Below are 21769 nucleotides of genomic sequence, written 5' to 3'. Positions count from 1 at the left end.
TCCAGGAGGTGGGGCTTGTTGCCCACTCAAACCCGATCACTTACGTTTTTACTAGAGAGACCATCACGAGTTTCAACAACGAATGGGACATCCCCTGTGCTGCTCGCCGTGGATCCAACGAGATTGTTCGCGGACGAACTTTCCGGGATTGCAGTCCGCCCGATCGAGGATGCAAAACGTGCCGGAACAGCGCCAGCCCTCCCGAATGGAGCAAATCGGCATTGTCAAAACACGCCGCGAGCCCACCCGCGACTGCGGCAATAAGCAGGCACGCGAGGTCCGGCCAACAGAAACGACGCTAAGCCGCTAACCTGTTTTCCCGAGAATCTGTTTTCCTTCCCACCTACCCACTTTGCGTGCAGTCAAGCCTCGCAAACGCTGCCGGATCCGCATCTATTCGTTGCTACCCTCCGAATCACGCCTTTGCGAGGCGTGGACGCCGAGCAACACGAGCGTGGGATCACCATTCGCCTGGTAAGTCGCCCATAGCAAATAGGGAAACCCAAACATGCCACCCAGGAAGATATTAAGAAACGCAAAAGCGTAGCCCTTGGTCGTGAGCCCTTCACGCCATGCGATCCATACCGCGGTGAGAATCAAGTAAACCAGGAAGTCGGTATCGAACTGTGAACGCCAATTCAACGCAACCAAATCGTTCAGCGCGACCGCTAGCCAATTGATCCCCTGCGATGCTGTTGCCAACAGCGTCACTGCGTAAATCAGGACAGTCGACGCGACTAGGAAAACTCGAAGCACTTTCATCTCTAAACAACTCCAGCAACGTCTGATTGAAGGTTGCAACGGCATCACGCGAATCGATGCAATCGAACCTATGACAACAGGAAACAGCACCAAGGCCAACGCCTTTCTGGGGAGAAACGCAAGTTGTTTCGAGGTCCAGCAAGAAAACCTGTTTTACAACCAGTTAGAGCATTCCCAATATTGCCGTAGCCACCGACACCAGACGGTCGACAAACTTACGTCATCACTTGAAAAGCTCGATTCGAACACCGCCGTGCCATCCAACTCGATACGTATGCAAGTCGATTGGGGCCCACGAGTACGACTTTCACGCCGATTCGCGAAATTAGCGGGCAAACCATGACTCACCCTATGCGCACCTGCGAATCCTAACCAAGGTCTAACCCGCGTAATCTGTGCCAGTGCTTTTCAGAAAATTGCTACTGGCGAACGCCAGCCAGACGCAACATGTTAGGTGGCACTGCCTTGTCAGCCGAGTTGGAACCTGCGTGGAGTTGCATCACCCTCGCCGTCAGGGACAACGTAAGCCTGGCACGGTTTGCTCAGCGAAACGGTCATCCCTGCAGATAACCGAATGAAGATGAAGTCGCCATCGGGCGCCGCAAAAGGCATGTCGTCCGGGCCGCGAATAATGTCACCGATGGTGTCGTCCGCTTCGATTAATGCGGCAGGAAGTGCGATCGTCGCAGTGTCGAGGGCGGTAAGCGGTTGATCGGCGGGCCAAGGAAAAATGTCTCCCGGAGGCTGGCTCGCGATCACTGCTTGGGGCGAGCAAAATACCCGTCGAAGAAAATCAAACACTCGTGTCCCCTCTCGAAAGATACCTGCTGCACCGCCCTTTTGAGATCGCGCGATGCCTGAACAATGCAACATTGTATCCAGCGTCGACACAGCTTGCCAAAGAGCAATGGCACGCCGAACGGATTCGCGCAGAAAACAGGTTGTACGTCGTCAGCCTTGCGAGCGAACGATCCAACAGGAGTCGTGCTGCCGCATTCCGATATGGGGATAATACTCTCGTGCAGCTGGTGCGGACAAAAGTATGAGCGTTGTATTCAGCCCTGCTGCCGAATGGGTCTCGAAGATGAGGCGTTTCCCAATTCCGCAGCGTTGTGCGGAAGCGTCAACCGCCAAGTCCGAAAGGTAGGTGCAATAGTGGAAGTCGGTAATAGCGCGTGAGACACCGATGAGCAGCCCTTTCGTATCGCGCGCGGTCACGATGACATCTGCATGACGCAGCATGCCCTCAATTCGCTCAATGTCATCAGCGGGCCTGCGTTCAGCAAGCGTGGAACGCCTAAGAACATCAATAAAATGCGACGCAGGCAAATCTGGTTCGATGCCAAAAACGGTTTCCAACAGATCGCCTCAGCCGCACAATGGAAGGTACTTACGACACCGCGCTGAACGTAGCAAACGCTGCCTGAACAACATGTAAAGTGTATCAAAGCGAACGCCCGTTGCCAAAGAGCGAAGGTGTGCCGAAGGCTAGCGAAAAAACATGTTATGCGACGAACTATTCAAGGTCAGGAAAGGCATCACGTCCGATCAGCAAGCGGATTGTCCGCCCGCGTCCCGGTTCACGTGAGATAAACCCGCGATCACATAGAGTTACGACCATGTTGTGAACGGTAGGCGGTGTCGTGCCAAAGTACCGCTGCATGTCCGATTCGGCAGGTGGTTGCCCATTCAGTTTCGTGTAGTAATAGATGAAAGCAAGGTATTGCCCCTGCTTGGCTGTCGGCTTGTTTGAGGCGTCCATCTGATTTGATTGAGTCGCCCAACGGAAGGATTTGACGACACCGCCCTAAACGAAGCGAGCGATGCATGAACTACGAGAGATTGTACCAAGGCCAGCCCGCCTGACCAACCAAGGAAGGTGTGCCGAAGGCCTAGCGTAAAAGCCATGTTGTCGGGCATTGAAGTGTGAGGGCGGTGTCCATCTCAAGACGGCCGCAAGTCAGTCTGATCCATGGATCAGCGTTCGTGCTTGGTATGTGATCGTAGAGCCTGACGCGAATTGGAGTTCGGGTAACGCCAGCATGCGCTCGGAAAGTTGTTTTACGCGGTCATCAGAGAAGCCGCGATGATAGCGGAACTCGATGCGGCCGGGTTTGACCATTGCGGCAAGAGCGTTGCCGCGCGAATCATCGGCGTATTTGATGCCGGGTTGGGTGGCGTCGCGATGTTCAATCGTGTGCGGAAACAGCACGACGCCAGTGTCGTTAGCCAGCAGTTTGAAAAGGTAGCCATCGCTTTCGAGCAACGGAGCGATGGAGTCGAATCCGTAAACGATCATGGAGCCCGCCTATGCCCGGCAACGGAAGGTTTTTACGACACCGCCCTAAACGAAGCGAACGATGCTTGAACTACGAAAGATTGTACCAATGCCAGCCCGCGTGACCAACTAACGAAGGTGTGCCGAAGGCCTAGCGAAAAAAACATGTTGTACGCCGGTGCGTTACGGATCGTGTTCGCCACCATCAACGTCATAAGCCTCGCGTTCAAATGGATTGTCGCGGTAAAATTGACGTCCGGTCATCCACATGAAGGCCGACGAAATGAAGTACGCGGGAAGCATGAACGGCCCCCAGCGTTCGTATTGTGCAACGTGAACGGCCTCATGTTTGCGAGAGATTTCGAGTGACGCATCAGTTTGCCCAAGAATCGTGTGGCCCAGAGTCAATGCTAGAGTGAATTGGCCGTGGGGCAAACGGTGGACAAACCACTTGGTACCGCCATCGTAGAATTCGATCGCACGGCCCCGGATGCGGACTCGACCTCCGAAGCACAGCCCAACGCCACCGATCAGAAGGCCGAGGAGCGTGTACGGCGATGCCCACAGTACGCGAAGGATGAAGAGCAAGTTTGCGATCAGTGATACCTGAGGCGTACAACGGAGGAGTTTTACGACACCGCCCTGAACGAAGCGAACGACGTCTGAATGCCGGAAATCGTACCAAGGCCAGCCCGCGTCGCCAAACAGGGAAGGTGTGCCGAAGGCTAGCGTAAAAACCATGTTATCTGACCGTTGGTTCGCCATTAAAGTCTCGCCCCTCAGCATCGAGGACCTGATAAGTCGTCTGACTACCGTGCCACCAGTTTGTTTGAGTGAATGTTCCGCCGCAGGTCGGGTGAAGGAACGATTCAAGCGCCTGTTCGATATCGGGTGCGAGTAACAACAGGTCGGTCGATTCGCAATCTAGGCAACGTGGTGGTGATTGTCGTTCGGAACGCCACCGCACAGACGCACGCCATTTGCCTAGGCGTTCGGCAAGATAAGATTCTGGCGATTGCTGAAACGCTTCTGCGTTTTTGAGCTCGTGCTAGGATAGTCCGTTAGATTCAAGATCGGCGAGAACATCCTGCAAGCGTTCCAGTTCCGGAAGACGCTCGGCGCAACGCAATGCGTCGCAACGGATACACCATGCCGGTTGTGATGAACGCGGAATGTCAATGCCATCGGGTAAACGGTAGTAACCGATTCCGGCTGAGATGTAGGTTGCGGTTTGGCTGCATCGGTCGCAAGTGTATTCGTGGCCAAACATTAGCTGAGGTGACACAACGGAAGGTTTTTACGACACCGCCCTAAACGAAGCGGACGATGCCTGAACTACGTGAATTGTACCAACGCCAGCCCGCGTTGACAAAGTTGGAAGGTGTGCCAAAGGCCTAGCGTAAAAACCATGTTGGCCGACCATCAATCAACGGGAAGACAGAACGCTTCGAGAATGTCACAGATGAAGTTGAGGTAGCCTTTCGATGCATCTGACACGAAACCAACGATTTCACCGCCGACGTTCGGTGAGATGGCGGTGATTGCAGTACAAACGCCAATGATCGCGAAAAACGCCATTGCGTTGCATACCCACCAAACGCCGCCGCAAAAGAGGAAGAGGCAAACCAGAACAGCGATGGGGAATGAGAAGACAAACCCAATGATGCCCGCAAGCAGATGTTCGATCAAGCGGCGCAACAGGCCGCGATTCGGTTGCGGCTTAGCGTTATCGGCGTCGGTCTCATTCACGGTAGGTCGGCCAACGGAAGGTTTTTACGACACCGCCCTAAACGAAGCGAACGATGCTTGAACTACGAAAGATTGTACCAATGCCAGCCCGCGTGACCAACTAACGAAGGTGTGCCGAAGGCCTAGCGAAAAAAACATGTTGTACGCCAACTGGGACTAGTTTACGCCGAATCCACCGACAGTAGTCACGATATGCCGATCTCCAAAACCCGCAATCATCGGTTTCCCGTCCGCAATCGCTTTTTGTACGTCTGGAAGTTGAAGGGACGCTTGGTGAGCGTCCTCCGATTCCCAAATCTCGGTTATCCAGATGCAATTGGCGTCTTCGTTGTCTGCGGATATCGCGTAGAGTTTGCAACCGGGCATATCCTGAGTGCCATTGAGAAGAATCTCGATAAGCTTCTCGCGATCACCTTCAGTCGCGTTCATTTTTCCAATGATACCGTACATACTTGTTTTCTTTGGTGTTTTTGCGGCATGGCTGGAGTTTTGGGCAGGGATATCACGCGGAATTCCAGCAGTTTCGGACGAAGCATCCCGGCACCCTGCCATGAGCAGCGGACTCATCATACTTCCATAGACAAAGGTTCGACGATTCATTGGGTTGTTGGCAGATAACGGAAGGTTTTTACGACACCGCCCTAAACGAAGCGAACGATGCCTAAACTACGCGAATTGTAGCAAAGCGAGTGATCGTTGCCAAAGGACGAAGGTGTGCCGTAGGACTAGCGTAAAAACCATGTTGTGTGCCACGGGTCACCACGAAACGGCATCCACTATAGTATCGGCCAGACATTCACGATCTGGTGCATCACCCACGAATGTTGAGCGATAAAGCGATCCACGACCAAAAGAATTGTCAGCGAACACGCAGTTTGTGAACGTGCAATTGGTAAGGTGTGCGGATTTAAGATTGCAGCCGGTGAAATCACAGTTTGTGAATACGGATTGATCAGCCGCGGCGTTGGTGAGATCGCAGAACGAGAAATCAACGTCTATGAACGGGCCGCCAAGGTTGGCGTCACGCAAGTTGGAGTTAGCGAACGAACAATGGGTGAATTGGGAGTGAAGGTTGGTATTGAATTTGGTCTGGCGGAAAAGGCAGTCGTCGAAGGTTGTATAACCGCCGAATTGGCCAAAACTCTCGAAAGTGGCGGCGTCAAAGCAAACACGCGATACAGCGAAGTAGTTCAGTTGGGCGACGAGGGATATCCCACGGAGGTCAACGTACGACTTGCCGTCGATGTCGAGCGAGTTAGCCAGAGGTGTAGCATCGAGTTCAACCCGTTGACTTGGGCGTTTGAACGCCCATTTGCACAACGTTGAACGTATGGTGTCGAGTGTAGCGTCTTCCCAACGGTCGCGAAGATCACGCAATTCGGTTCGCGACAGTTTCATACGCTAGTGGCACACAACGGAAAGTTTTTACGACACGGCCACTCCATTAGTGGGCGGCTTGAACTACGGAAAGTCTACCACCCCAGCGAGGCTTGAACAGCGAGCGGGCGGTGTGCCGAAGGCCTAGCGTAAAAACCATGTTGTCGGGCGATGCGCTACGGTTGATACTCCACCAGCGTGTGATTCTCCCCGGCCAGCTCTTCGGTGATAATCCCGGAGATAACGTCCCAATCACCACCGGCTAGCCCAGCACCAATCAACGGGTAGCCAATGCGTTTGCCCGCGAAATCCGATTTGACAGCAGCAAAGACCGAACGGATTGCATCGTAGTCGGCCTTGATGCCGCGGCCGCGCCAGTTGAATTGCGTATACGCGTTCACGATCGTGAGTTCGTGGCCATCGCAATCTACCGTCGCGGAAGAGTAAGTGCCGAGTTTGTCGCGGGAGCCTTTTTCGGTGGCGAGGTCGGCATCGTAAGCGGCGGGGAATCGCTGTTTGATGGATTTTGCGATGCCAGCACCCATCGTGTTCTGGCAGTTGCAGCCGTGGATGATGACATCGAAGTCACCAGCGATTGCGAGCGCGAGGAGGTCACCACGAACGGCTTGCATTGGTTTGATCTCGTCCCGACAACGGAAGGTTTTTGCGACACCGCCCTGAACGAAGCGAACGATGCCTGAACTACGGAAATTGTACCAAGTCCATGCCACGTTGCCAAAGAGCCAAGGTGTGCCGAAGGCCTAGCGTAAAAACCATGTTACGCGACCGTCAGCCCCGCGAGATTAAGCCAACATCAGCGAGAACGCCAAAGGCCGCATCGACATCGGCGTCATTGAGGTCGGGAAGCGCGAGGACGTCCGCAGCCATGAGAACGTAAGCATCGGGCAAGGGTTTGTGCCGCAGTAAGTATGCGAGGCGTTCGTCATACGTGAGCGAACCGATCCAGCCCCAGAAGTCGCAAAGGTAGCCTTCACCAGCACCCATCCGCCAGCCGAGTTCGCCAGCGGGCAAATCGGGGAAACGTAGCCAAGGCGGTTGCATGTCGCGATGTGTCACGATTGACTAGCCATACGGTAGGTCGCGTAACCGAAGGTTTTTATGACACCCGTCCACAACGAAGCGAACGATGTAGGTGTTACGAACATCTTAGCAAAGGATCGCGGCTTGAACAAAGAGCGAGGGTGTGCCGCTGTCTCCATCGGAGAAGAATTTCACCGAAGCAATCGGCGCTTGTCGTCGCAAAATGCTCAAATTAAGAGCGGCCTCAGCGTAAAAACCATGTTGGTCGCCACTACGCATCGGAGTTAGCGCTGACGTAACGACGAAAGTAGTCATGAAACACAGAGAAAATCGCGCCAACCGATTCGATCTCAGAAGCAAATTCCGCATAGACGCGTTGAACCTGTTGTGATTCCAATTCAGAGCCGTAGTTTGCATCTTCAATGTCGTTCAGCATGCAAAAGAAAAACTCGCAGTCGATATGACCACCGCCAGAGGCGTCGATAAATCGACCAGCTGCGTCGAGAAACGTCGCCCACGATAATGCGCCCATTCGATGTTGTAGAAAAAGACAGGCCACACGTTCGTCGTCAGTGTTCCCGAGTTGCTCGAACGGTTCGGAGTGGACGAAGCGGTTGATTTCGGCAACTGCGTCAGGGTAGTACTTTATGGTTGCTATTTGCAGCACCCATTGGGGCACACTGGGAAGGGATGCAATAAGGTCGTCAGCCCACAGGTAGTAGTGTTTGTACCAGATCAGTCGCGAGTCGATCATTGTTGAGATGAGAAACGCGAAACGTTTGTCGGCTACGTTCGACGCGAAAGGAGTCATTGGTTTGTGGCCACCAACGGAGGGTTTTAAGACACTGCCCTAAACGAAGCGAACGATGCATGAACTACGAGAATTGTACCAATGCTATCGCCCGTTGCCAAATAGCCAAGGTGTGTCGAAGGCCTAGCGTAAAAACCATGTTATCCGCCGACAGAACTGGAGTCCCGCTCTCCAGCACGCAGCAGCTGGCGAGTTTCCATTAGCAACTTGCCGAGCATGTTCTGCCCACCACCATGTTTACCGCAGCCCCAGAAGTAGTCGGTTGGGGCGTTCTCAACGAGCTCCTCGTCGCCCGTTGCCAACAGAGCGTCACGTAAGTCTGAATGAGTGGTGAATTTGGCCGTCAGTGCGTTGCGCATGACGTCAACCTTGACGTCCTCCCAGTCTGGTCGAACAGGCAGCTTGCGTGTTTGCCCAAGATTCTTGGCTTCTTTTGGGGTTCGCGAAACACGAATACGTTCTTCGTGATCGGAGCCAGCAAACTTTTGTGCTTGGAAATAGTGTTCCACCGTGGGCCAGTAGCAGTCGTCGAGCGTGAAACCGTGTGCCGAAAAGTTGCACAGGAATCCGTACTCATCGGAGGGGACGTAAAATGAAATCATGGGTCAAGCTCGGAAGAAGTTGGGTGCAAGCAAGACACGAAATCAGGAGGGAAGTTCGGCGGATAACGGAAGGTTTTTACGACACCGCTTCTCTCCGAAGCCAACAAGCGTCGCAACACAAGACAGTTTACCAAAGGAAAGCCACGTTGCCAAAGAGGCGGTGTCCGCAGCGTGGCAAACCAAATTGCGTCACCGAAGGATCGACATGGCAAACCGAATGACGCTCCAACGACGAAGCCGCGGTCTTGCGTAAGAACCATGTTGTGCGACCGGACTACTTTCAGTCTGCGTAGTGCTCCCAATAAACTATCGCCTGAGTCCTCGGATCGACCTTGATGGTGTAGTCATCGCTGCCGACCGCAATGCGGCCGCCGACCAACGGGATGTCACACCATTCAGTGAGGCCAGAGCGACGTGAGCGCAGACGTCGTGACCATTCGTCGCCACGAGCGTTAAGTCCGATTTGCAGATCGAGGAATTCAAGGTAGGTGACGTCGAATGAAGACGTTTCGATTCCCGTGGCCGATGTCGCGGAATCACGGACGCATTCAGGCAGCGCGGCACAATCGCGGACGGCGTTGATGAATGTATCGCGTTGGTTCACGGAAGGTCGCATAACGGAAGGTTTTTATGACACCGCCCTAAACGAAGCGAACGATGCCTGAACTACGAGAAATTGTATCAAGGACAGCCCGTGTTGCCAAATAAGGAAGGTGTGCCGAAGGCCTCAGCGTAAAAACCATGTTAGCCGCCGCGGACCATTAAAGGTTTAGGTGAACACCAATTGGTGCGGGATTGTCAGTGTGGCGCCATCGTTGTCGCGTGGGCATCGTTCCATCATCTCGAAGAATTCATCGCTTCGGTCACAGGGAGCCGGCATATAAACGAAATGATACGATTCGGTTTGTTTTTTGAGCCGAATTGCGACCATAAAGAATTGCACACCATTAACGTTTCCCGGAACGATGAAGTACGGGTCACTGTAGGGGACTGCGCCGTTTCGAAATGCGCCAATGAACGACCCCAATCGAGGGGTTTCTTGGTTCATGTCGCAGATGCGGCGTCGCAATACCTGGACGATTTCCGTGCAAGCGTATTCGTAGCCGAAACACTTGTACAAGGACAAGTAGGCGCAGCGAAGCAAGCCAGTCTGAAAACGGTTCTTGATGTATCCGTAATTGATCGTCAGATTCAATTCACCAAAACGACCAGCTTCTGCGTCAGCCTGCATCGCCGCGACCTCAGCGGGGTTTGAAGCCTCACCAACAATGTTGATGTTTTTGAATCCGTCGCCCCATTCGATGTTAGCTGTTACCCGCTTGCCGAGCACTTCCAGTATTACGGGCAGTGTTCCTTGACCGTTGAAACCGTCCTTTGTCTTCTGGAATTGCGACAGGTGTGAATCATAGAGGCTTCCGTGCGTGTTGTTGCAGGTTGTGCAGGTAAGGACAATACGGTTGCCACCAACGGAACCCGGGATAATGTGTTCAACCGAGAGTGTGTCGAAGCTCGCCGGCTCCCAACAAAGTGGGCAAGTGAGCGATCCTTCGGGATGAGACATCCCGGCAACTGCCGCGCTTTTGCGGTAATGATCGAACAGTTGTTGCTTATTTCGGTTGGCCATATTGGTGTCCCATAGGATTTTTTTTGAAGGACACGATAGTTGGGATCAGGTTCGACTAGCGGCTGCTAACGGAAGGTTTTTACGACACCGCCCTGAACGAAGCGAACGATGCCTGAACTACGGAAATTGTACCAAGGCCAGCGGTCGTGGCCAAATGGCGGAGGTGTGCCGAAGGCCCCAGCGTAAAAACCATGTTATGTGACCGGTGAACTACCAGACGACGATGCCACCATCATTCGCCAGACCGCACGGCCACGAACCAACGTTGTAAAGGCGGACAATTTCGCACCACCGATCCGGGTTGCCAGTCGTGATCTCGCGTGCAGCCATGCGAACGGCAAAGTGGACGGCCCCCGTGGCAGCATTGGTGTAGTTATGCGGACCGTCAACCAGTTCGGGAACCGCATCGGGTACAGGTCGCAATGAAACCATCGCGAGTTTCACGGCGGCGAGTTCGATGGCAGTATCCACAGGTTCGAGCGGAGGGACGTGGAGCGGGTCAGATTGGTCGCGGGACGCTGGTAGCCATTGCCATGCGTCATTGGAGTTGGTGAGCATGCAACCGTCCGGTGCAGCACCAAGACGTGTGAACCAAGTGGCAGATCCGATCAAACTGTGAAGGTCGTCAATCGTCAATGCAAATCCGGTAGGTCACATAACGGAAGGTTTTTACGACACCGCCCTGAACGAAGCGAGCGAGTCTGAACTACGAGAGATTGTACCAATGCCAGCCCGCGTGACCAACCAAGAAAGGTCTGCCGAAGGCCTAGCGTAAAAACCATGTTAGGCGACCCGTCGCGTTCCATTAGAAGCGAGTGTAGCTCCATGTCGCACCAAGCGATTCGAGATGCGTACGGATTTCGGCTTGTGTAGCGTCCGGAACGTTGAGGTAGACCATCACGTAAGTGTCAGGGACAGAATCCGGCGTCCCAAGAGAGTAGGCGGCAGATTCGTCACGGCGACGACAGACAAGTGTATGAAACCCTGCGATGCGGTGAACCAGCATTCGCTCGTCAGTGTGTTCAGTGGAGAACCCAATGGTTGCGAGTGCGGCATCGAGATCGGGGACAGACGCCATCGGCACACTGAGTTGGTGGAAGGGCTCCATCGAGGGTCGCCTAACGGAAGGTTTTTACGACACCGCCCTAAACGAAGCGAACGATGCCTGAACTACGAAGGATTGTACCAAGGCCAGCGATCGTTGCCAAAGAGCGAAGGTGTGCCGCAGGCCACAGCGTAAAAACCATGTTGGCCGGTGCTGAACTACGGTTGAGTTTCCATCGCGAACGACTCGCAAGCGACGTCCAGTCGGCCGCCGCAAGCGTTGAAATTCAGGCGGTAGTGCTCGCATTTTGCGTCAGCGATATCGGGCGGCCAGCGGGAATCGCGGACAACGCACGTGCCATCATACGGTTCGCCGTCAAAGTAATCGTCGGGATCGTCCGTCCACTCAAAGCGAGTGACATCGCGAAAGACGACATGAATGGATTGTTCACGCCAATCGAGGAACGTGAGGGTGAGGTTGCCGCCAGCGTAAGAGAAAGACGGATGGTCTGCATCAGCGGTGGAGAATCCGAGGTCGATGGTTTCAGCGGTCGGCATTGGAAAGACCTGCGTCGGCCAACGGAAGGCTTTTACGACACCGCCCTAAACGAAGCGAACGATGCCTGAACTACGGAAATTGTACCAAGGCCAGCCCGTGTGGCCAAACGCGGAAGGTGTGCCCGAAGGGACTCAGCGTAAAAACCATGTTGTCGGGCACGGGCCATTAGTGCCAGTCATGCCCGCACCAAAGGCATTGTTGCGCACGGTCGGTTTTTAGGATGCAATTGCATTCAGGGCAACGCGGCACTTCGATTTCGGATTTGTGTTGGAGCCAAATTCGATCAAACACCCGATTGTAGAATGCGGTTTCACCGTCAGCGAGGGCGACAACCACCAATGGATCATCCATCGACAACGCACCATCGACCGCTGCAAGTTCATTCTCCCAGTGTTCACGTCTTCCGGGCATTTTGATGCCAAGGCGCGCCTTGGTGCGAACGGCATTGGCTTGGATGGCGTCGAAGACGGCCTGTTCGTCTAAAGTGCGGAAGCGGGTTGCGCCGCTGACAAATGGGCGGGCCTCGACGGTCTCGTTGTAAACGGTTTGAACCATCGGAAAACTAGTGCCCGACAACGGAAGGTTTTTACGACACCCGTCCCAAGCGGAACCGAAAGATGTCGAATCACCAAGAATTGTACCAAGTGAACGCACGTTGAGCAAAAAGCGAGGGTGTGCCCGAAGGGCCTCAGCGTAAAAACCATGTTGTGCGACCGTCACGGCTTGACGGCGAAGCAACCCCATCCATCTGCCGTTCCATCAAGCGGGTGAGCCATGTCGACCAGACGATTTTCAAGGTCGGTGATGGCAGAATGGTCGGGAATCATGTGTTGAACGACAGTGACCTGCCACAATTGGCGTTCGTCATACCAAAATAATTCAAGCCGCCATTGCGTTTCGGTCAGAATCTCGATGAAGCCAACCGCTTGCGATCGCGTTGGGAAAATGAAGTGATAGTTGATCTCGCGTGGTTCGGTGAGCAGATCACCACGTTCGATGAGACTGCGAAGAACGTTGCCGTTCTCATCGTTGGGGAAATCGTGGCTCATGGTAGGTCGCCCAACGGAAGGTTTTTACGACACCGCCCTGAACGAAGCGAACGATGCCTGAACTACGGGAAATTGTACCAAGGCCATGGCCCGTTGCCAAAGAGCCAAGGTGTGCCGAAGGCCTAGCGTAAAAACCATGTTAGCCGCCGCTAGCGCTGCGTTTGGCTGCGCGACCTACAAAGATCGAAAGGACGAATGGAACCACTGTCATTAGAGCAAGAATTGAAAAGAACAGAACTGTTATGATCGCAGGGCCAACATTCGGAAACGTGCCAACCAACACGATCGTCAACAGAAAGAACGAAACCATGAAAACTGGATGGAGACAAATGTTAGTAATCGCGTTCAGATTCCAATATGCGCGAATCAAGGGATGGGCGTTGTCAGCGTAATCGGGAGCGCGGATCGGGCTGTTTGCGCCAGGCATGAGCGTCAAGTATTCGGGGGTATCAAAGCAAGGAAACCAACGAACGTCAGAGATTCGGGGAGAGCTACGTATGACCGCGTCAACGGCAAGCAAAACGGTTCGGTACGTGGCATCGGGGACAGTTTCGCGACCAAAGAAATTGCGTTTGGCACAAGGCTGGATGTACCAACGATTATTCGTGTCGTCCAGAACCTCAGCGCCGACCATCAACTCCACGGTGGAACCATCGACATCGCAGTCGAGGTAGTGGGAGAAGTCGACGCCCTCGTTTTTGAGTACGGCAACACCATGTTTGGGCAGCCCATCTGCAAGTATCGCGGCGAGTTCGTCTCCCGATGGCTCTTCGATTGACTCTGGCCGTCGGAGATCACCGCACAAATCGACGTAATAGTGCAGTTCTTCATTCATCTGCGGCGGCTAACGGAAGGTTTTTACGACACCGCCCTAAACGAAGCGAGCGATGCCTGAACTACGGAAGATTGTACCAAGGCCAGCCCGCGTCGCAAAACAGGGAAGGTGTGCCGAAGGCCCAGCGTAAAAACCATGTTAACGGTCGCGGTGAAGCGAGTTTGCGGTTTCCACCCCAAACAGCTTGCAAGGTTAGCGCATCAGTCCGCGAAGGCCAAGAAAACCACGGGTTCGCCGCCTGATTCGACGTCGCGCCAGTTAGAAAATGCCGAGCATTCGACCACGGCAGCGTAGATGTCAGGGCAACGCGAGCGAAACGATTTGGCGCTGTCGAGCTGCAATACGAACGGCGCGTCGCGATCAGATACGCAATCGATCCACGCATCCATGTTGCGACCGTAGTAGCTGGGGAAGTCCAGCACGCGAGCAAACGTGTCATGGAACGAATCCCAGTCGGTGATGCCATTGGTGTCGATATTGACGACGGGAATGCTCAATAGACTAGCGACCGCTAACGGAAGGTTTTTACGACACCGCCCTAAACGAAGCGAACGATGTCCGAACTACAAGGAATTATACCAAGGCTTTGGCCCGTTGCCATAGAGCCAAGGTGTGCCGAAGGCCTAGCGTAAAAACCATGTTGTGCGGCGTTAGTCGTTAGTGCAGATTGTGATTTCGAGACCGCGTTCCCCGCACGCAAGCAAAAAGTTTGGCGGCAAATCGAGGTCAAACTGGTCGCAGTCAATCCAACCACCGACAAAAACGTCGCATTCGAGGCCTGCGGCACGGATATCGTCAAAGACGGGAATCGGTTGACGAGAAAGCCAGTCACCAGCAGCAACGAGTCGTTCACGTAACGCGATCACAAATGCCTCACTGGGCTCCTCCGCGTCTGTGAATTCGCCGATTTCAATCGCGACCATCACCGCAAGTGCGGCCATCCATTCGGATTTGGATTTCGTGGCGTCAACGATGGGGTCGTCGCCCGCAATAGTAAGGCGTCCTATGAATGCGTCGTGTGATACGCGTGAACCTTGAGGGTGCGATGCGCGAAGATTCACAGAGAGATTGTGGACAGCCATCAGAGAAAATCTCGTCCGCACAACGGAAGGTTTTTACGACACCGCCCTGAACGAAGCGAGTGATGCCTGAACTACGAGAGATTGTACCAATGCCAGCCCGTGTGACCAACCAAGGAAGGTGCGCCGAAGGCCTAGCGTAAAAACCATGTTGTGCGAATCGGAACCTGCCAAAACGCTAACCCTCAGGTATCGCTTTCCGTGGCCAATCGTGGGCGACGGAATAGGCTTGAGCGTCGTAGAATGATTCAAACCGCGGGTAAGCGTTATCCAGTAGAAACTGCCGTAATGCGTACATCAGGACAGAATCGTCGTTCATGGAAATCGTGAATCCCATGTACGCGTTCCACCACATGGCGGTGTAGTCGTCGCCACCATCACGAACGAGGACGGGAAAGTTGCCCTCGTTTGCACCTAGCAGTTCGGCGACGTTCACGCCCTCGTATTGTGCGGCAAACTTCTTGATGCTCTTTAGCGGTAGCTCTTGGTGAGCGTACGAGATGAAGTCGTCAGCCATCAGGTCTCGCTAGATTCGCACAACGGGAGGTTTTTACGACACCGCCCTGAACGAAGCGAACGATGTCTGAACTAAGAGAGATTGTATCAATGCCAGCGCCCGTTGCCAAACAACGAAGGTGTGCCGCAGGCCTAGCGTAAAAACCATGTTAGGCGACCGGTGTATTACTCTTCGCGCCATTCATGACCTATGAATTCACAGTCACAGGCCATCAATTGGAAGTTACATTTAGGACATTGCTCGTAGTCACAATCGAAGCTATGAAGCTTGCCATGAATGGTAGAGCAGTGGCGACACGGGCCATTGCGAGATTCGGTTGGCGTCCGAAACGTCTCTGAGCCGTATGGGATGCGCACGTAACTACCATCAGCGTCGCGGACCACCGTGTCGCTCTGTTCCGCGATTAGAGCTTCCGCCCAGTCTCGCGTCATCATTTGGCCAAACAGTGGAACCAAGTCGTCGTCGCTCATTTACGGTAGGTCGCCTAACGGAAGGTTTTTACGACACCGCCCTGAACGAAGCGAACGATGCCTGAACTACGACAGATTGTACCAGTGCCATGGCCCGTTGCCAAAGAGCCAAGGTGTGCCGAAGGCCTAGCGTAAAAACAATGTTAGACGCCGTTGCGTTGGTGACGAATTTCGCCCCGGAGAAAATATGTTGTGTTTCCCGTGTCAAGCTGAACACGATAAACGGAATGGCCAGCGTCGGTTCGGGAGCAGGCGACAATGGCCCCGGACGACCCAATTGGAATGGTGTTTTGATCTGAGCGTTGGATAATCGAGTTTACAACGGTGACAGCATCACCAACCGTAAGTTGCGCAGTGCAGAATGAGCATTCACGAAGCGCAATCCCGGTTTCCATTAGTTCGGGGTGGCGGTCTTCAAATCCGGCGGGGTCACCGGTGTTGACGTGAGTGCGTCCTCCGCAAGTTGGGCAAACCGTCCACGGCATGATTAATCTGAGGCGTCTAACGGAAGGTTTTTACGACACCTCCCTAAACGAAGCGAGCGATGTCTGAACTACCGGACATTGTACCAAGGCCATGGCCCGTTGCCAAAGAGCCAAGGTGTGCCCGAAGGGCCTCGGCGTAAAAACTATGTTGTACGCCGTTGCCCCGCTAATAGGCGCCGCCATTTGGCGTGCGACCTTCGTCATCAGGGCATTTGCCAGTCACAAGACGATTTTCAGGGCTGCACAATTCGTGCATGCTCCAAGCGTCGATGGTGTCACCGGCGAAACAGTGTTCAGCAAGATACTCGTTGAAATCGTCCATGTCGTCGAAAACATGCCGCGAAGGTGCGGACGAACCGCGGTAGTACCAGTGTTCGACGATAACGCTGCCAACCTTTTCCAGCACGGTTTCAATGGCGGCAAGAGTTTCAGGTGCATCAATCCGCGTGCCACCGGCGGTCCAGTTATCGTCCTCGCTGAAGAATCGGATTCGCAATGGATTTACCTGAGGCGTACAACGGAAGGTTTTTACGACACCGCCCTAAACGAAGCGAGCGATGCCTGAACTACGAAAATTGTACCAAGGCCAGCCCGCGTGACCAACCAAGGAAGGTGTGCCGAAGGCCCAGCGTAAAAACCATGTTGTGCGGCGGTCAAACTGGGGTAAAGCGATGGACAACCAGTCCGATTTCAGTGTTCGGTTCGTACAGCGATGAACCGATAACATATCGACCGGATTTAATTAGAAATCGGCAACTATGTTGGGGCTCGAAGTCGCAGCCTGCGAATGCGGAATCAAAGACGTTGAGGTGATCTGAATCGACGTGGAACGGCAATTCGGCATCGACAGCGATATCATCAGGAAGGCGTTGCAGTGCGGCGACTACGGCATCGGGGGAATCGGCGTAAATCCACTCAAACACGATAGGCGTTCCACAACCTAGCAGCACGCCGCCGGATTTGTTCTCGCCGAACACGATGGCAGTAGATTGCCCAATCGGGAGGTGCGCGACGTAGCCGGTCGTAGAACAGGCGCGACCATAGTCGTGAGAGGTGTCAAGCGGATCGCGACCGTCGTCGGGGCAACCGTGCCATTCCGCGAGCAAAGCGTCTGGCATTGCGATGAACCGTCCGCCGTAGGTCGAAATCCAGTGAACATCGGGATTAGGCATAGCGAAAGTCCGCACAACGGAAGGTTTTTACGACACCGACCTAAACGAAGCGGACGAGGTCTGAACTACGGAAGATTGTACCAACGCCAGCGATCGCTGCCAAACATTGAAGGTGTGCCGAAGGCCTAGCGTAAAAACCATGTTGTGCGGCAACTGAACTACGATTCAGGCTCGACCTCAGGTACGAGTTCTCGGATGTACGCGAGCAGAGATTGAGCCGCGTCCGATTGCCCATCAAATGTTTGCCAAGAATATTCGCCGCTGGAGGAGATGGATATGTTGTTGCATTCCCAGCAGATTGCAGCGGTGAAGTAGCGGTTTTCGTCAAAATTCAAATGGACGGCATAGCGCGGGGTATGGCAGCGCATTTGGTCACCGTGCGGAAGCGCGACAATGCGGTCCCAGAGAGCCAGCGCAGCAACCGGATTAAGGACAACGCCACCGTCAAGGCGAAAATGCATGTCGCGCGCGGTACTCAGCGTGTTCGACGCAGGCGTGTCGACGTACGCCATTCGGCATACGATTCCCTCACGTAGTTCTTTAGCGTCCATTGGTTCGAGTTGTTGCCGCACAACGGAAGGTTTTTACGACACCGCCCTAAACGAAGCGAACGATGTATGAACTACGGAAAATTGTACCAGTGCCAGCCGACGTGACCAACCAAGGAAGGTGTGCCGAAGGCCTAGCGTAAAAACCATGTTGTGCGCCACTACGCGCGACCCAGTTCGTGTCGACAGGCGTAGCAATGCGCACGATATTCCGGGCATAACGAATCGCATTTTGGGCAACGTCGATTGGTGACATTCGCCCCGCGCGAGTTTGCGTATTGCCGCATGTCGTCGAATAACCGGCCATCGGGTGAATGCATCAGGTCATTGTAGGCGTCGTAGAAGTCGTTGATGAGGTCGTCAGGACAATCCGCGAACCATTGCGTCCACATCGCGGCGTCTGTGCCGTGGGATTCACCGGTGAAATCTTCCAAGAAGTTGACGGCCTCCTCCGGGGTGAACGCATTGCGGGGATCAGGGAACGCGCCATCCATGTCGTCGAAGTCACCCCGGACGATGCCGAGTGCAATTTCGTGTGGGCGTAACTGCATGGAAAGACTGCGGCGTACAACGGAAGGTTTTTACGACACCGCCCTGAACGAAGCGAACGATGCCTGAACTACGGAAATTGTACCAAGGTCATGGCCCGTTGCCAAAGAGCCAAGGTGTGCCGAAGGCCTAGCGTAAAAACCATGTTGTGCGGCCGTGCAGTGTCAGTAGATCAACCATCGTAAGAGTAGTCGATCAGTTCAGGCGAGCGCTGTTGAATCGTAGTGCCGCTGGGGGCGTTGCCAGCGCGCAAGACGCGGCGAATGATCGGCAGAGCAGTCTCGATGTCGGCAATTTCCAGTTCGATATTGCATTCAGCGATGGTACCATCACGGACCAACGAGCCACCGCCGACGACGTCCCCAACGTTTGCGGCCTCAAGCTCGTCGACCAGCGGCAGGTCAAAACGGTCGCCACGATCGAGTGGTTGAATCGCTTCGGGAATCGTGATCCATACGGAACGCATTTCGGTGAGGCCGCACAACGGAAGGTTTTTACGACACCGCCCTGAACGAAGCGAACGATGCCTGAACTACCAGAAATTGTACCAATGTCAGCCCGCGTGGCCAAACGCGGAAGGTGTGCCCGAAGGGCCTAAGCGTAAAAACCATGTTGTGCGACCGGGCCATCAGAGGTCCGGTGGAATACGGACAGATAATGCGGGTTCATTACAGCAATGATGCTGCCGTCATCAGAGAATGACGCCTGAACCCATTCGTTCGCGTCGCCCTCGAAATCCAATCTCTGGCGGTCCCTATCGTTTGCGATGTACGTGTCAACGATGACATCACCAGTAAGCGAGTCATAGTCGATGTGATCGCGGCAATAATAACGCAGGAAATGGTTGAATTCTGGGCCGAAAACTCGAAAACGGTCCGAGACCTGAGGTTGTTGCAGATCAACGAAACCGTCGACGAGCAAGCCAGACAACGCAGGCAGCGCGTCCGAGTCAGAAGATGACCAGACGCAAGCGGAAGTGGCGATGTCCCAAACAGCGTAGTCGTCGTCAATCGACGCGATGAAGAGAAGCGAGCCAGCGTTGTTTAGTCCGGCGTGCCAAAAGCGACCGTAGCAATCCGCGGCGTTATACGTGGAGATGCGTTGCCAGCTGTTCATGTAGGTCGCACAACGGAAGGTTTTTACGACACCGCCCTGAACGAAGCGAACGATGCCTGAACTACGGAAATTGTACCAAGGTCATGGCCCGTTGCCAAAGAGCCAAGGTGTGCCGAAGGCCTAGCGTAAAAACCATGTTGTCCGACGTCGATGCTAGAGTGCGTTGACCATGAAGAATTCGCCCGACCGATCCGCTAGATAGGTTCGGAACGTCTGCAGGTATTCAGCCAACGATTCCGTGGTTGCACCGCCGCGAAATTCCTCGATGCCTGCCCATTTGGGAACAACGGCGGAAATGTCGGCGTCCGTCACAGTGCGAAGACGGTCAATCAGTGCGGTGGGGATGGTCTGCGGCCAAGGGCCCTCATCGCGGGGTTCGCCGATCAGATTGAAGCCCGATGTCAGCTCGTCGTACGATGCAACGCCAAGCATTTCGCCAAGTTGGCAGAGTTCGATCATGCCAATACGTTTGGCCATGAACCAGCCGTCCGTTTGGTACGCGTCCTCAGCGTCAAGGATGGTCCAAAGGTCAGATTCCGCACAGTTCAGGATGTCGTTAAGTGGCATGTCTGGATTTCGCTGAGTCGGACAACGGAAGGTTTTTACGACACCGCCCTAAACGAAGCGGACGATGCCTGAACAACGAGAGATTTTACCAGCAGAGGGAGGCTTGAACAAACGGCAGCGGTGTGCCGAAGGCCTAGCGTAAAAACCATGTTAGCGGACGCTGAACTGCAAGTTCGGTATCAATCAGGTTTGATCGGCAGGTCAGCACCGACAGGTACAGAATCTCGGTCGATCTCGACAACAGCAGAGGCGAAACCAAATTCGTCCAAACGCGATTGAAGCCATTGCATCTCAGTTTTTGTTCCAACGTAAACGATGCCCGGAATACGGTTTTTCATCGCGGGAACGTCGGCAAAATCTGTGTTGAGATCACAGTGGAGAATTTTGCAGGCGGAAATGCGTTCGGAGCCAGTCAAATCAACCTGAAGAGCCCATAAACCGTGGGCAGCAATGAGCAGGTCGCGAATTTCGGGTGGGGGAAAACCGCTGTCGTCGGCCTCGATCGTGCAACCGCACGCTGAGCAGTGGAGCGATTCTGACCAAACAAGTGCGCCCGGCGCAAAAGATTGACCGATGCCACGCGAGCAGTCGGCGGAGCAGTCAGGGCATGTTGTGGGAATGGTGGCCATCACCGATTGCCTGCGTCCGCTAACGGAAGGTTTTTACGACACCGCCCTGAACGAAGCGGACGATGCTTAAACTACGAAAGATTGTACCAAGGCCAGCCCGCGTCGCCAAACAGGGAAGGTGTGCCCGAAGGGCCTCAGCGTAAAAACCATGTTGGCAGACACGCGAACTAGAGGCTGCGAAAAAACTTGATTGATTTCGTACGACGTTCCATTTGTGCCAACCCCTCGGCAGTTGCGCCGTTTGCCCATGGGAGCTTGCATTTTCGATTGAGGTTTGCACCACGATCGACAAGCATTTGAAGCGCGTCGACGTTACTTTCGCGTGCTGCGATCATAAGCGGAGTGAGCGAACACCCGCGTGGACCGTTTATGGGGGAGCCGGCATCGAGAAGAGCCTCGATTAGCTCGGCCGTGCCTCGTCGGAGGGCACAGCTAAGGGCGTTGATGTCGCCTTGAGGAAGGCAGTATTTGACACTAGCGCCGGAGTCCAGCAGTAGCATCGCGACTCGACTGCCATTGTTGCCGCCGTTATGGCATGCCGTCATCAACGGCGTGTAGCCGTTCTTGTCGTGCGAGTCGATTGTGGCGTTAGCCGCAACTAGAATCTCGGCGGCCTTGTGACGCCCGAGTCGGGCAGCGACATGAAGGGCGGTTTGTCCGTCTGGGCCAAGTCCGTCGACGTCGACCCCATCGTCGATGATCTTTTTGATCGCAGCGTTCTTGGCGTTTGCGACGCCATACTGAAGCGCGTCAACTCTGGACCGCGCAGATATGCCGTGGAATTTTGCCATAAGTCAAAGCTGTGTCTGCCAACGGAAGGTTTTTACGACACCGCTTCTCTCCGAAGCCAGAAAGCGTCGCAACACCAAACAGTTTACCAGACAGAAACCACGTTGCCAAAGAGGC

Annotated in this window: 35 protein-coding genes; 4 read left to right on the top strand and 31 right to left on the bottom strand. The window is 54.3% G+C overall.

Annotation, left to right across the window (positions count from 1 at the left end; genetic code table 11):
* Positions 1–393: 393 nt before the first annotated feature.
* The 9 genes from FHS27_RS29845 to FHS27_RS31755 all read right to left on the bottom strand — a co-directional run bounded on the left by FHS27_RS29845 (position 394) and on the right by FHS27_RS31755 (position 5788).
* Complete coding sequence (locus tag FHS27_RS29845) at positions 394–762, bottom strand: hypothetical protein (RefSeq protein WP_184309958.1); 369 nt, start codon at positions 760–762, stop codon at positions 394–396.
* A 468-nt stretch (positions 763–1230) separates the two neighbouring features.
* The gene (locus tag FHS27_RS29840; RefSeq protein ID WP_184309956.1) at positions 1231–1563 is read right to left on the bottom strand and encodes a hypothetical protein; all 333 of its coding nucleotides are present in this window, start codon (positions 1561–1563) and stop codon (positions 1231–1233) included.
* Between the two features lie 150 nt (positions 1564–1713).
* Positions 1714–2121, bottom strand: coding sequence for a GNAT family N-acetyltransferase (locus FHS27_RS29835; RefSeq protein ID WP_315854758.1), 408 nt, complete (start codon positions 2119–2121; stop codon positions 1714–1716).
* Between the two features lie 157 nt (positions 2122–2278).
* A complete protein-coding gene (locus tag FHS27_RS29830) occupies positions 2279–2524 on the bottom strand; it encodes a LexA family protein (protein WP_009094684.1) in 246 nt (81 codons plus the stop codon).
* A 198-nt stretch (positions 2525–2722) separates the two neighbouring features.
* Positions 2723–3028: a hypothetical protein gene (locus FHS27_RS29825; protein WP_144058726.1), complete on the bottom strand. Its 306-nt coding sequence runs from the start codon at positions 3026–3028 to the stop codon at positions 2723–2725.
* A 195-nt stretch (positions 3029–3223) separates the two neighbouring features.
* Positions 3224–3781, bottom strand: a complete 558-nt coding sequence (locus tag FHS27_RS29820) for a hypothetical protein (RefSeq protein ID WP_246421312.1) — start codon at positions 3779–3781, stop codon at positions 3224–3226.
* Positions 3782–4462: 681 nt separating this feature from the next.
* On the bottom strand, positions 4463–4789 hold the full coding sequence (locus FHS27_RS29815; protein WP_184309954.1) for a hypothetical protein: 327 nt from the start codon (positions 4787–4789) through the stop codon (positions 4463–4465).
* Positions 4790–4945: 156 nt separating this feature from the next.
* Positions 4946–5389, bottom strand: a complete 444-nt coding sequence (locus tag FHS27_RS29810; protein WP_221225494.1) for a putative quinol monooxygenase — start codon at positions 5387–5389, stop codon at positions 4946–4948.
* 156 nt (positions 5390–5545) lie between these two features.
* A complete protein-coding gene (locus tag FHS27_RS31755; protein WP_390854917.1) occupies positions 5546–5788 on the bottom strand; it encodes a pentapeptide repeat-containing protein in 243 nt (80 codons plus the stop codon).
* On the opposite strand from FHS27_RS31755, the gene FHS27_RS31310 reads away from it, so the two are divergent.
* The gene (locus FHS27_RS31310) at positions 5687–6115 is read left to right on the top strand and encodes a hypothetical protein (protein ID WP_246421310.1); all 429 of its coding nucleotides are present in this window, start codon (positions 5687–5689) and stop codon (positions 6113–6115) included. The genes FHS27_RS31755 and FHS27_RS31310 overlap by 102 nt on opposite strands.
* 227 nt (positions 6116–6342) lie before the next feature.
* Here FHS27_RS31310 and FHS27_RS29795 read toward each other — a convergent pair whose 3' ends face one another.
* The 8 genes from FHS27_RS29795 to FHS27_RS29760 all read right to left on the bottom strand — a co-directional run bounded on the left by FHS27_RS29795 (position 6343) and on the right by FHS27_RS29760 (position 11352).
* The gene (locus tag FHS27_RS29795; RefSeq protein ID WP_221225493.1) at positions 6343–6897 is read right to left on the bottom strand and encodes a macro domain-containing protein; all 555 of its coding nucleotides are present in this window, start codon (positions 6895–6897) and stop codon (positions 6343–6345) included.
* A gap of 58 nt (positions 6898–6955) precedes the next feature.
* Positions 6956–7243 carry a hypothetical protein gene (locus FHS27_RS29790; protein WP_184309939.1) on the bottom strand — a complete coding sequence of 96 codons (288 nt, stop codon included), beginning with the start codon at positions 7241–7243 and terminating at the stop codon, positions 6956–6958.
* Positions 7244–7478: 235 nt separating this feature from the next.
* Positions 7479–8018 carry a hypothetical protein gene (locus FHS27_RS29785; RefSeq protein WP_221225492.1) on the bottom strand — a complete coding sequence of 180 codons (540 nt, stop codon included), beginning with the start codon at positions 8016–8018 and terminating at the stop codon, positions 7479–7481.
* Positions 8019–8158: 140 nt separating this feature from the next.
* Positions 8159–8620, bottom strand: a complete 462-nt coding sequence (locus tag FHS27_RS29780) for an NADAR family protein (protein WP_184309935.1) — start codon at positions 8618–8620, stop codon at positions 8159–8161.
* Positions 8621–8900: 280 nt separating this feature from the next.
* Positions 8901–9224 carry a hypothetical protein gene (locus tag FHS27_RS29775; protein ID WP_184309933.1) on the bottom strand — a complete coding sequence of 108 codons (324 nt, stop codon included), beginning with the start codon at positions 9222–9224 and terminating at the stop codon, positions 8901–8903.
* A gap of 165 nt (positions 9225–9389) precedes the next feature.
* Entirely contained in the window at positions 9390–10244 is an 855-nt protein-coding gene (locus FHS27_RS29770; RefSeq protein WP_184309931.1) for an HNH endonuclease, read from the bottom strand.
* A gap of 210 nt (positions 10245–10454) precedes the next feature.
* Positions 10455–10880, bottom strand: coding sequence for a hypothetical protein (locus FHS27_RS29765; protein ID WP_184309929.1), 426 nt, complete (start codon positions 10878–10880; stop codon positions 10455–10457).
* Positions 10881–11049: 169 nt separating this feature from the next.
* Positions 11050–11352, bottom strand: a complete 303-nt coding sequence (locus FHS27_RS29760; RefSeq protein WP_184309927.1) for a hypothetical protein — start codon at positions 11350–11352, stop codon at positions 11050–11052.
* Between the two features lie 53 nt (positions 11353–11405).
* On the opposite strand from FHS27_RS29760, the gene FHS27_RS29755 reads away from it, so the two are divergent.
* Both FHS27_RS29755 and FHS27_RS29750 read left to right on the top strand, forming a co-directional pair.
* Positions 11406–11915 (top strand): hypothetical protein, encoded by a 510-nt coding sequence (locus tag FHS27_RS29755; protein ID WP_184309925.1) that lies wholly within the window; start codon positions 11406–11408, stop codon positions 11913–11915.
* A gap of 199 nt (positions 11916–12114) precedes the next feature.
* Positions 12115–12330, top strand: coding sequence for a hypothetical protein (locus FHS27_RS29750; protein WP_184309923.1), 216 nt, complete (start codon positions 12115–12117; stop codon positions 12328–12330).
* 233 nt (positions 12331–12563) lie between these two features.
* Here the strand turns inward: FHS27_RS29750 and FHS27_RS29745 are convergent, their stop codons facing one another.
* The 13 genes from FHS27_RS29745 to FHS27_RS29685 form a co-directional block, all read right to left on the bottom strand.
* The gene (locus FHS27_RS29745) at positions 12564–12896 is read right to left on the bottom strand and encodes a ribonuclease E inhibitor RraB (protein ID WP_184309921.1); all 333 of its coding nucleotides are present in this window, start codon (positions 12894–12896) and stop codon (positions 12564–12566) included.
* Positions 12897–13035: 139 nt separating this feature from the next.
* Entirely contained in the window at positions 13036–13731 is a 696-nt protein-coding gene (locus FHS27_RS29740; RefSeq protein WP_184309919.1) for a hypothetical protein, read from the bottom strand.
* A gap of 200 nt (positions 13732–13931) precedes the next feature.
* Positions 13932–14228: a barstar family protein gene (locus FHS27_RS29735; protein WP_184309916.1), complete on the bottom strand. Its 297-nt coding sequence runs from the start codon at positions 14226–14228 to the stop codon at positions 13932–13934.
* Between the two features lie 153 nt (positions 14229–14381).
* The gene (locus tag FHS27_RS29730; protein WP_184309914.1) at positions 14382–14813 is read right to left on the bottom strand and encodes a hypothetical protein; all 432 of its coding nucleotides are present in this window, start codon (positions 14811–14813) and stop codon (positions 14382–14384) included.
* Between the two features lie 175 nt (positions 14814–14988).
* Positions 14989–15327 carry a hypothetical protein gene (locus tag FHS27_RS29725; protein ID WP_184309912.1) on the bottom strand — a complete coding sequence of 113 codons (339 nt, stop codon included), beginning with the start codon at positions 15325–15327 and terminating at the stop codon, positions 14989–14991.
* A gap of 1121 nt (positions 15328–16448) precedes the next feature.
* Positions 16449–16778, bottom strand: coding sequence for a hypothetical protein (locus tag FHS27_RS29720; RefSeq protein ID WP_184309910.1), 330 nt, complete (start codon positions 16776–16778; stop codon positions 16449–16451).
* Positions 16779–16935: 157 nt separating this feature from the next.
* A complete protein-coding gene (locus FHS27_RS29715; RefSeq protein WP_184309908.1) occupies positions 16936–17454 on the bottom strand; it encodes an Imm21 family immunity protein in 519 nt (172 codons plus the stop codon).
* Positions 17455–17612: 158 nt separating this feature from the next.
* Complete coding sequence (locus FHS27_RS29710) at positions 17613–17966, bottom strand: hypothetical protein (RefSeq protein ID WP_184309906.1); 354 nt, start codon at positions 17964–17966, stop codon at positions 17613–17615.
* 197 nt (positions 17967–18163) lie between these two features.
* Entirely contained in the window at positions 18164–18553 is a 390-nt protein-coding gene (locus FHS27_RS29705; protein WP_184309904.1) for a hypothetical protein, read from the bottom strand.
* Between the two features lie 170 nt (positions 18554–18723).
* On the bottom strand, positions 18724–19017 hold the full coding sequence (locus FHS27_RS29700; protein WP_184309902.1) for a hypothetical protein: 294 nt from the start codon (positions 19015–19017) through the stop codon (positions 18724–18726).
* Positions 19018–19145: 128 nt separating this feature from the next.
* Positions 19146–19667: a hypothetical protein gene (locus FHS27_RS29695; protein ID WP_184309900.1), complete on the bottom strand. Its 522-nt coding sequence runs from the start codon at positions 19665–19667 to the stop codon at positions 19146–19148.
* A gap of 153 nt (positions 19668–19820) precedes the next feature.
* Positions 19821–20234 carry a hypothetical protein gene (locus tag FHS27_RS29690; protein ID WP_184309898.1) on the bottom strand — a complete coding sequence of 138 codons (414 nt, stop codon included), beginning with the start codon at positions 20232–20234 and terminating at the stop codon, positions 19821–19823.
* A gap of 179 nt (positions 20235–20413) precedes the next feature.
* Entirely contained in the window at positions 20414–20572 is a 159-nt protein-coding gene (locus FHS27_RS29685) for a hypothetical protein (RefSeq protein ID WP_184309896.1), read from the bottom strand.
* A gap of 235 nt (positions 20573–20807) precedes the next feature.
* Between FHS27_RS29685 and FHS27_RS31495 the strand changes: the two genes are divergently transcribed.
* Positions 20808–20933 (top strand): hypothetical protein, encoded by a 126-nt coding sequence (locus FHS27_RS31495; protein WP_261363985.1) that lies wholly within the window; start codon positions 20808–20810, stop codon positions 20931–20933.
* A 97-nt stretch (positions 20934–21030) separates the two neighbouring features.
* Here FHS27_RS31495 and FHS27_RS29680 read toward each other — a convergent pair whose 3' ends face one another.
* Positions 21031–21654, bottom strand: coding sequence for an ankyrin repeat domain-containing protein (locus FHS27_RS29680; RefSeq protein WP_184309894.1), 624 nt, complete (start codon positions 21652–21654; stop codon positions 21031–21033).
* Positions 21655–21769 lie beyond the last annotated feature (115 nt).

Source organism: Aporhodopirellula rubra (assembly GCF_014192335.1).
GTDB classification, from domain to species: domain Bacteria; phylum Planctomycetota; class Planctomycetia; order Pirellulales; family Pirellulaceae; genus Rhodopirellula; species Rhodopirellula rubra.
Note: the sequence above shows the minus strand (reverse complement) of the source record. Positions and strands in the feature narration are given on the sequence as shown.

What these genes read in the sequence shown, in the direction of transcription:
- FHS27_RS29845 (WP_184309958.1), bottom strand. Translation starts at nt 762, where the DNA reads ATGAAAGTGCTTCGAGTTTTCCTAGTCGCGTCGACTGTCCTGATTTAC.
- FHS27_RS29830 (WP_009094684.1), bottom strand. Translation starts at nt 2,524, where the DNA reads ATGGACGCCTCAAACAAGCCGACAGCCAAGCAGGGGCAATACCTTGCT.
- FHS27_RS29820 (WP_246421312.1), bottom strand. Translation starts at nt 3,781, where the DNA reads ATGGTTTTTACGCTAGCCTTCGGCACACCTTCCCTGTTTGGCGACGCG.
- FHS27_RS29810 (WP_221225494.1), bottom strand. Translation starts at nt 5,389, where the DNA reads ATGAATCGTCGAACCTTTGTCTATGGAAGTATGATGAGTCCGCTGCTC.
- FHS27_RS29785 (WP_221225492.1), bottom strand. Translation starts at nt 8,018, where the DNA reads ATGACTCCTTTCGCGTCGAACGTAGCCGACAAACGTTTCGCGTTTCTC.
- FHS27_RS29780 (WP_184309935.1), bottom strand. Translation starts at nt 8,620, where the DNA reads ATGATTTCATTTTACGTCCCCTCCGATGAGTACGGATTCCTGTGCAAC.
- FHS27_RS29770 (WP_184309931.1), bottom strand. Translation starts at nt 10,244, where the DNA reads ATGGCCAACCGAAATAAGCAACAACTGTTCGATCATTACCGCAAAAGC.
- FHS27_RS29760 (WP_184309927.1), bottom strand. Translation starts at nt 11,352, where the DNA reads ATGGAGCCCTTCCACCAACTCAGTGTGCCGATGGCGTCTGTCCCCGAT.
- FHS27_RS29755 (WP_184309925.1), top strand. Translation starts at nt 11,406, where the DNA reads ATGCCTGAACTACGAAGGATTGTACCAAGGCCAGCGATCGTTGCCAAA.
- FHS27_RS29745 (WP_184309921.1), bottom strand. Translation starts at nt 12,896, where the DNA reads ATGAGCCACGATTTCCCCAACGATGAGAACGGCAACGTTCTTCGCAGT.
- FHS27_RS29740 (WP_184309919.1), bottom strand. Translation starts at nt 13,731, where the DNA reads ATGAATGAAGAACTGCACTATTACGTCGATTTGTGCGGTGATCTCCGA.
- FHS27_RS29730 (WP_184309914.1), bottom strand. Translation starts at nt 14,813, where the DNA reads ATGGCTGTCCACAATCTCTCTGTGAATCTTCGCGCATCGCACCCTCAA.
- FHS27_RS29725 (WP_184309912.1), bottom strand. Translation starts at nt 15,327, where the DNA reads ATGGCTGACGACTTCATCTCGTACGCTCACCAAGAGCTACCGCTAAAG.
- FHS27_RS29715 (WP_184309908.1), bottom strand. Translation starts at nt 17,454, where the DNA reads ATGCCTAATCCCGATGTTCACTGGATTTCGACCTACGGCGGACGGTTC.
- FHS27_RS29710 (WP_184309906.1), bottom strand. Translation starts at nt 17,966, where the DNA reads ATGGCGTACGTCGACACGCCTGCGTCGAACACGCTGAGTACCGCGCGC.
- FHS27_RS29705 (WP_184309904.1), bottom strand. Translation starts at nt 18,553, where the DNA reads ATGCAGTTACGCCCACACGAAATTGCACTCGGCATCGTCCGGGGTGAC.
- FHS27_RS29700 (WP_184309902.1), bottom strand. Translation starts at nt 19,017, where the DNA reads ATGCGTTCCGTATGGATCACGATTCCCGAAGCGATTCAACCACTCGAT.
- FHS27_RS29695 (WP_184309900.1), bottom strand. Translation starts at nt 19,667, where the DNA reads ATGAACAGCTGGCAACGCATCTCCACGTATAACGCCGCGGATTGCTAC.
- FHS27_RS29690 (WP_184309898.1), bottom strand. Translation starts at nt 20,234, where the DNA reads ATGCCACTTAACGACATCCTGAACTGTGCGGAATCTGACCTTTGGACC.
- FHS27_RS29685 (WP_184309896.1), bottom strand. Translation starts at nt 20,572, where the DNA reads ATGAAAAACCGTATTCCGGGCATCGTTTACGTTGGAACAAAAACTGAG.
- FHS27_RS31495 (WP_261363985.1), top strand. Translation starts at nt 20,808, where the DNA reads ATGCCACGCGAGCAGTCGGCGGAGCAGTCAGGGCATGTTGTGGGAATG.
- FHS27_RS29680 (WP_184309894.1), bottom strand. Translation starts at nt 21,654, where the DNA reads ATGGCAAAATTCCACGGCATATCTGCGCGGTCCAGAGTTGACGCGCTT.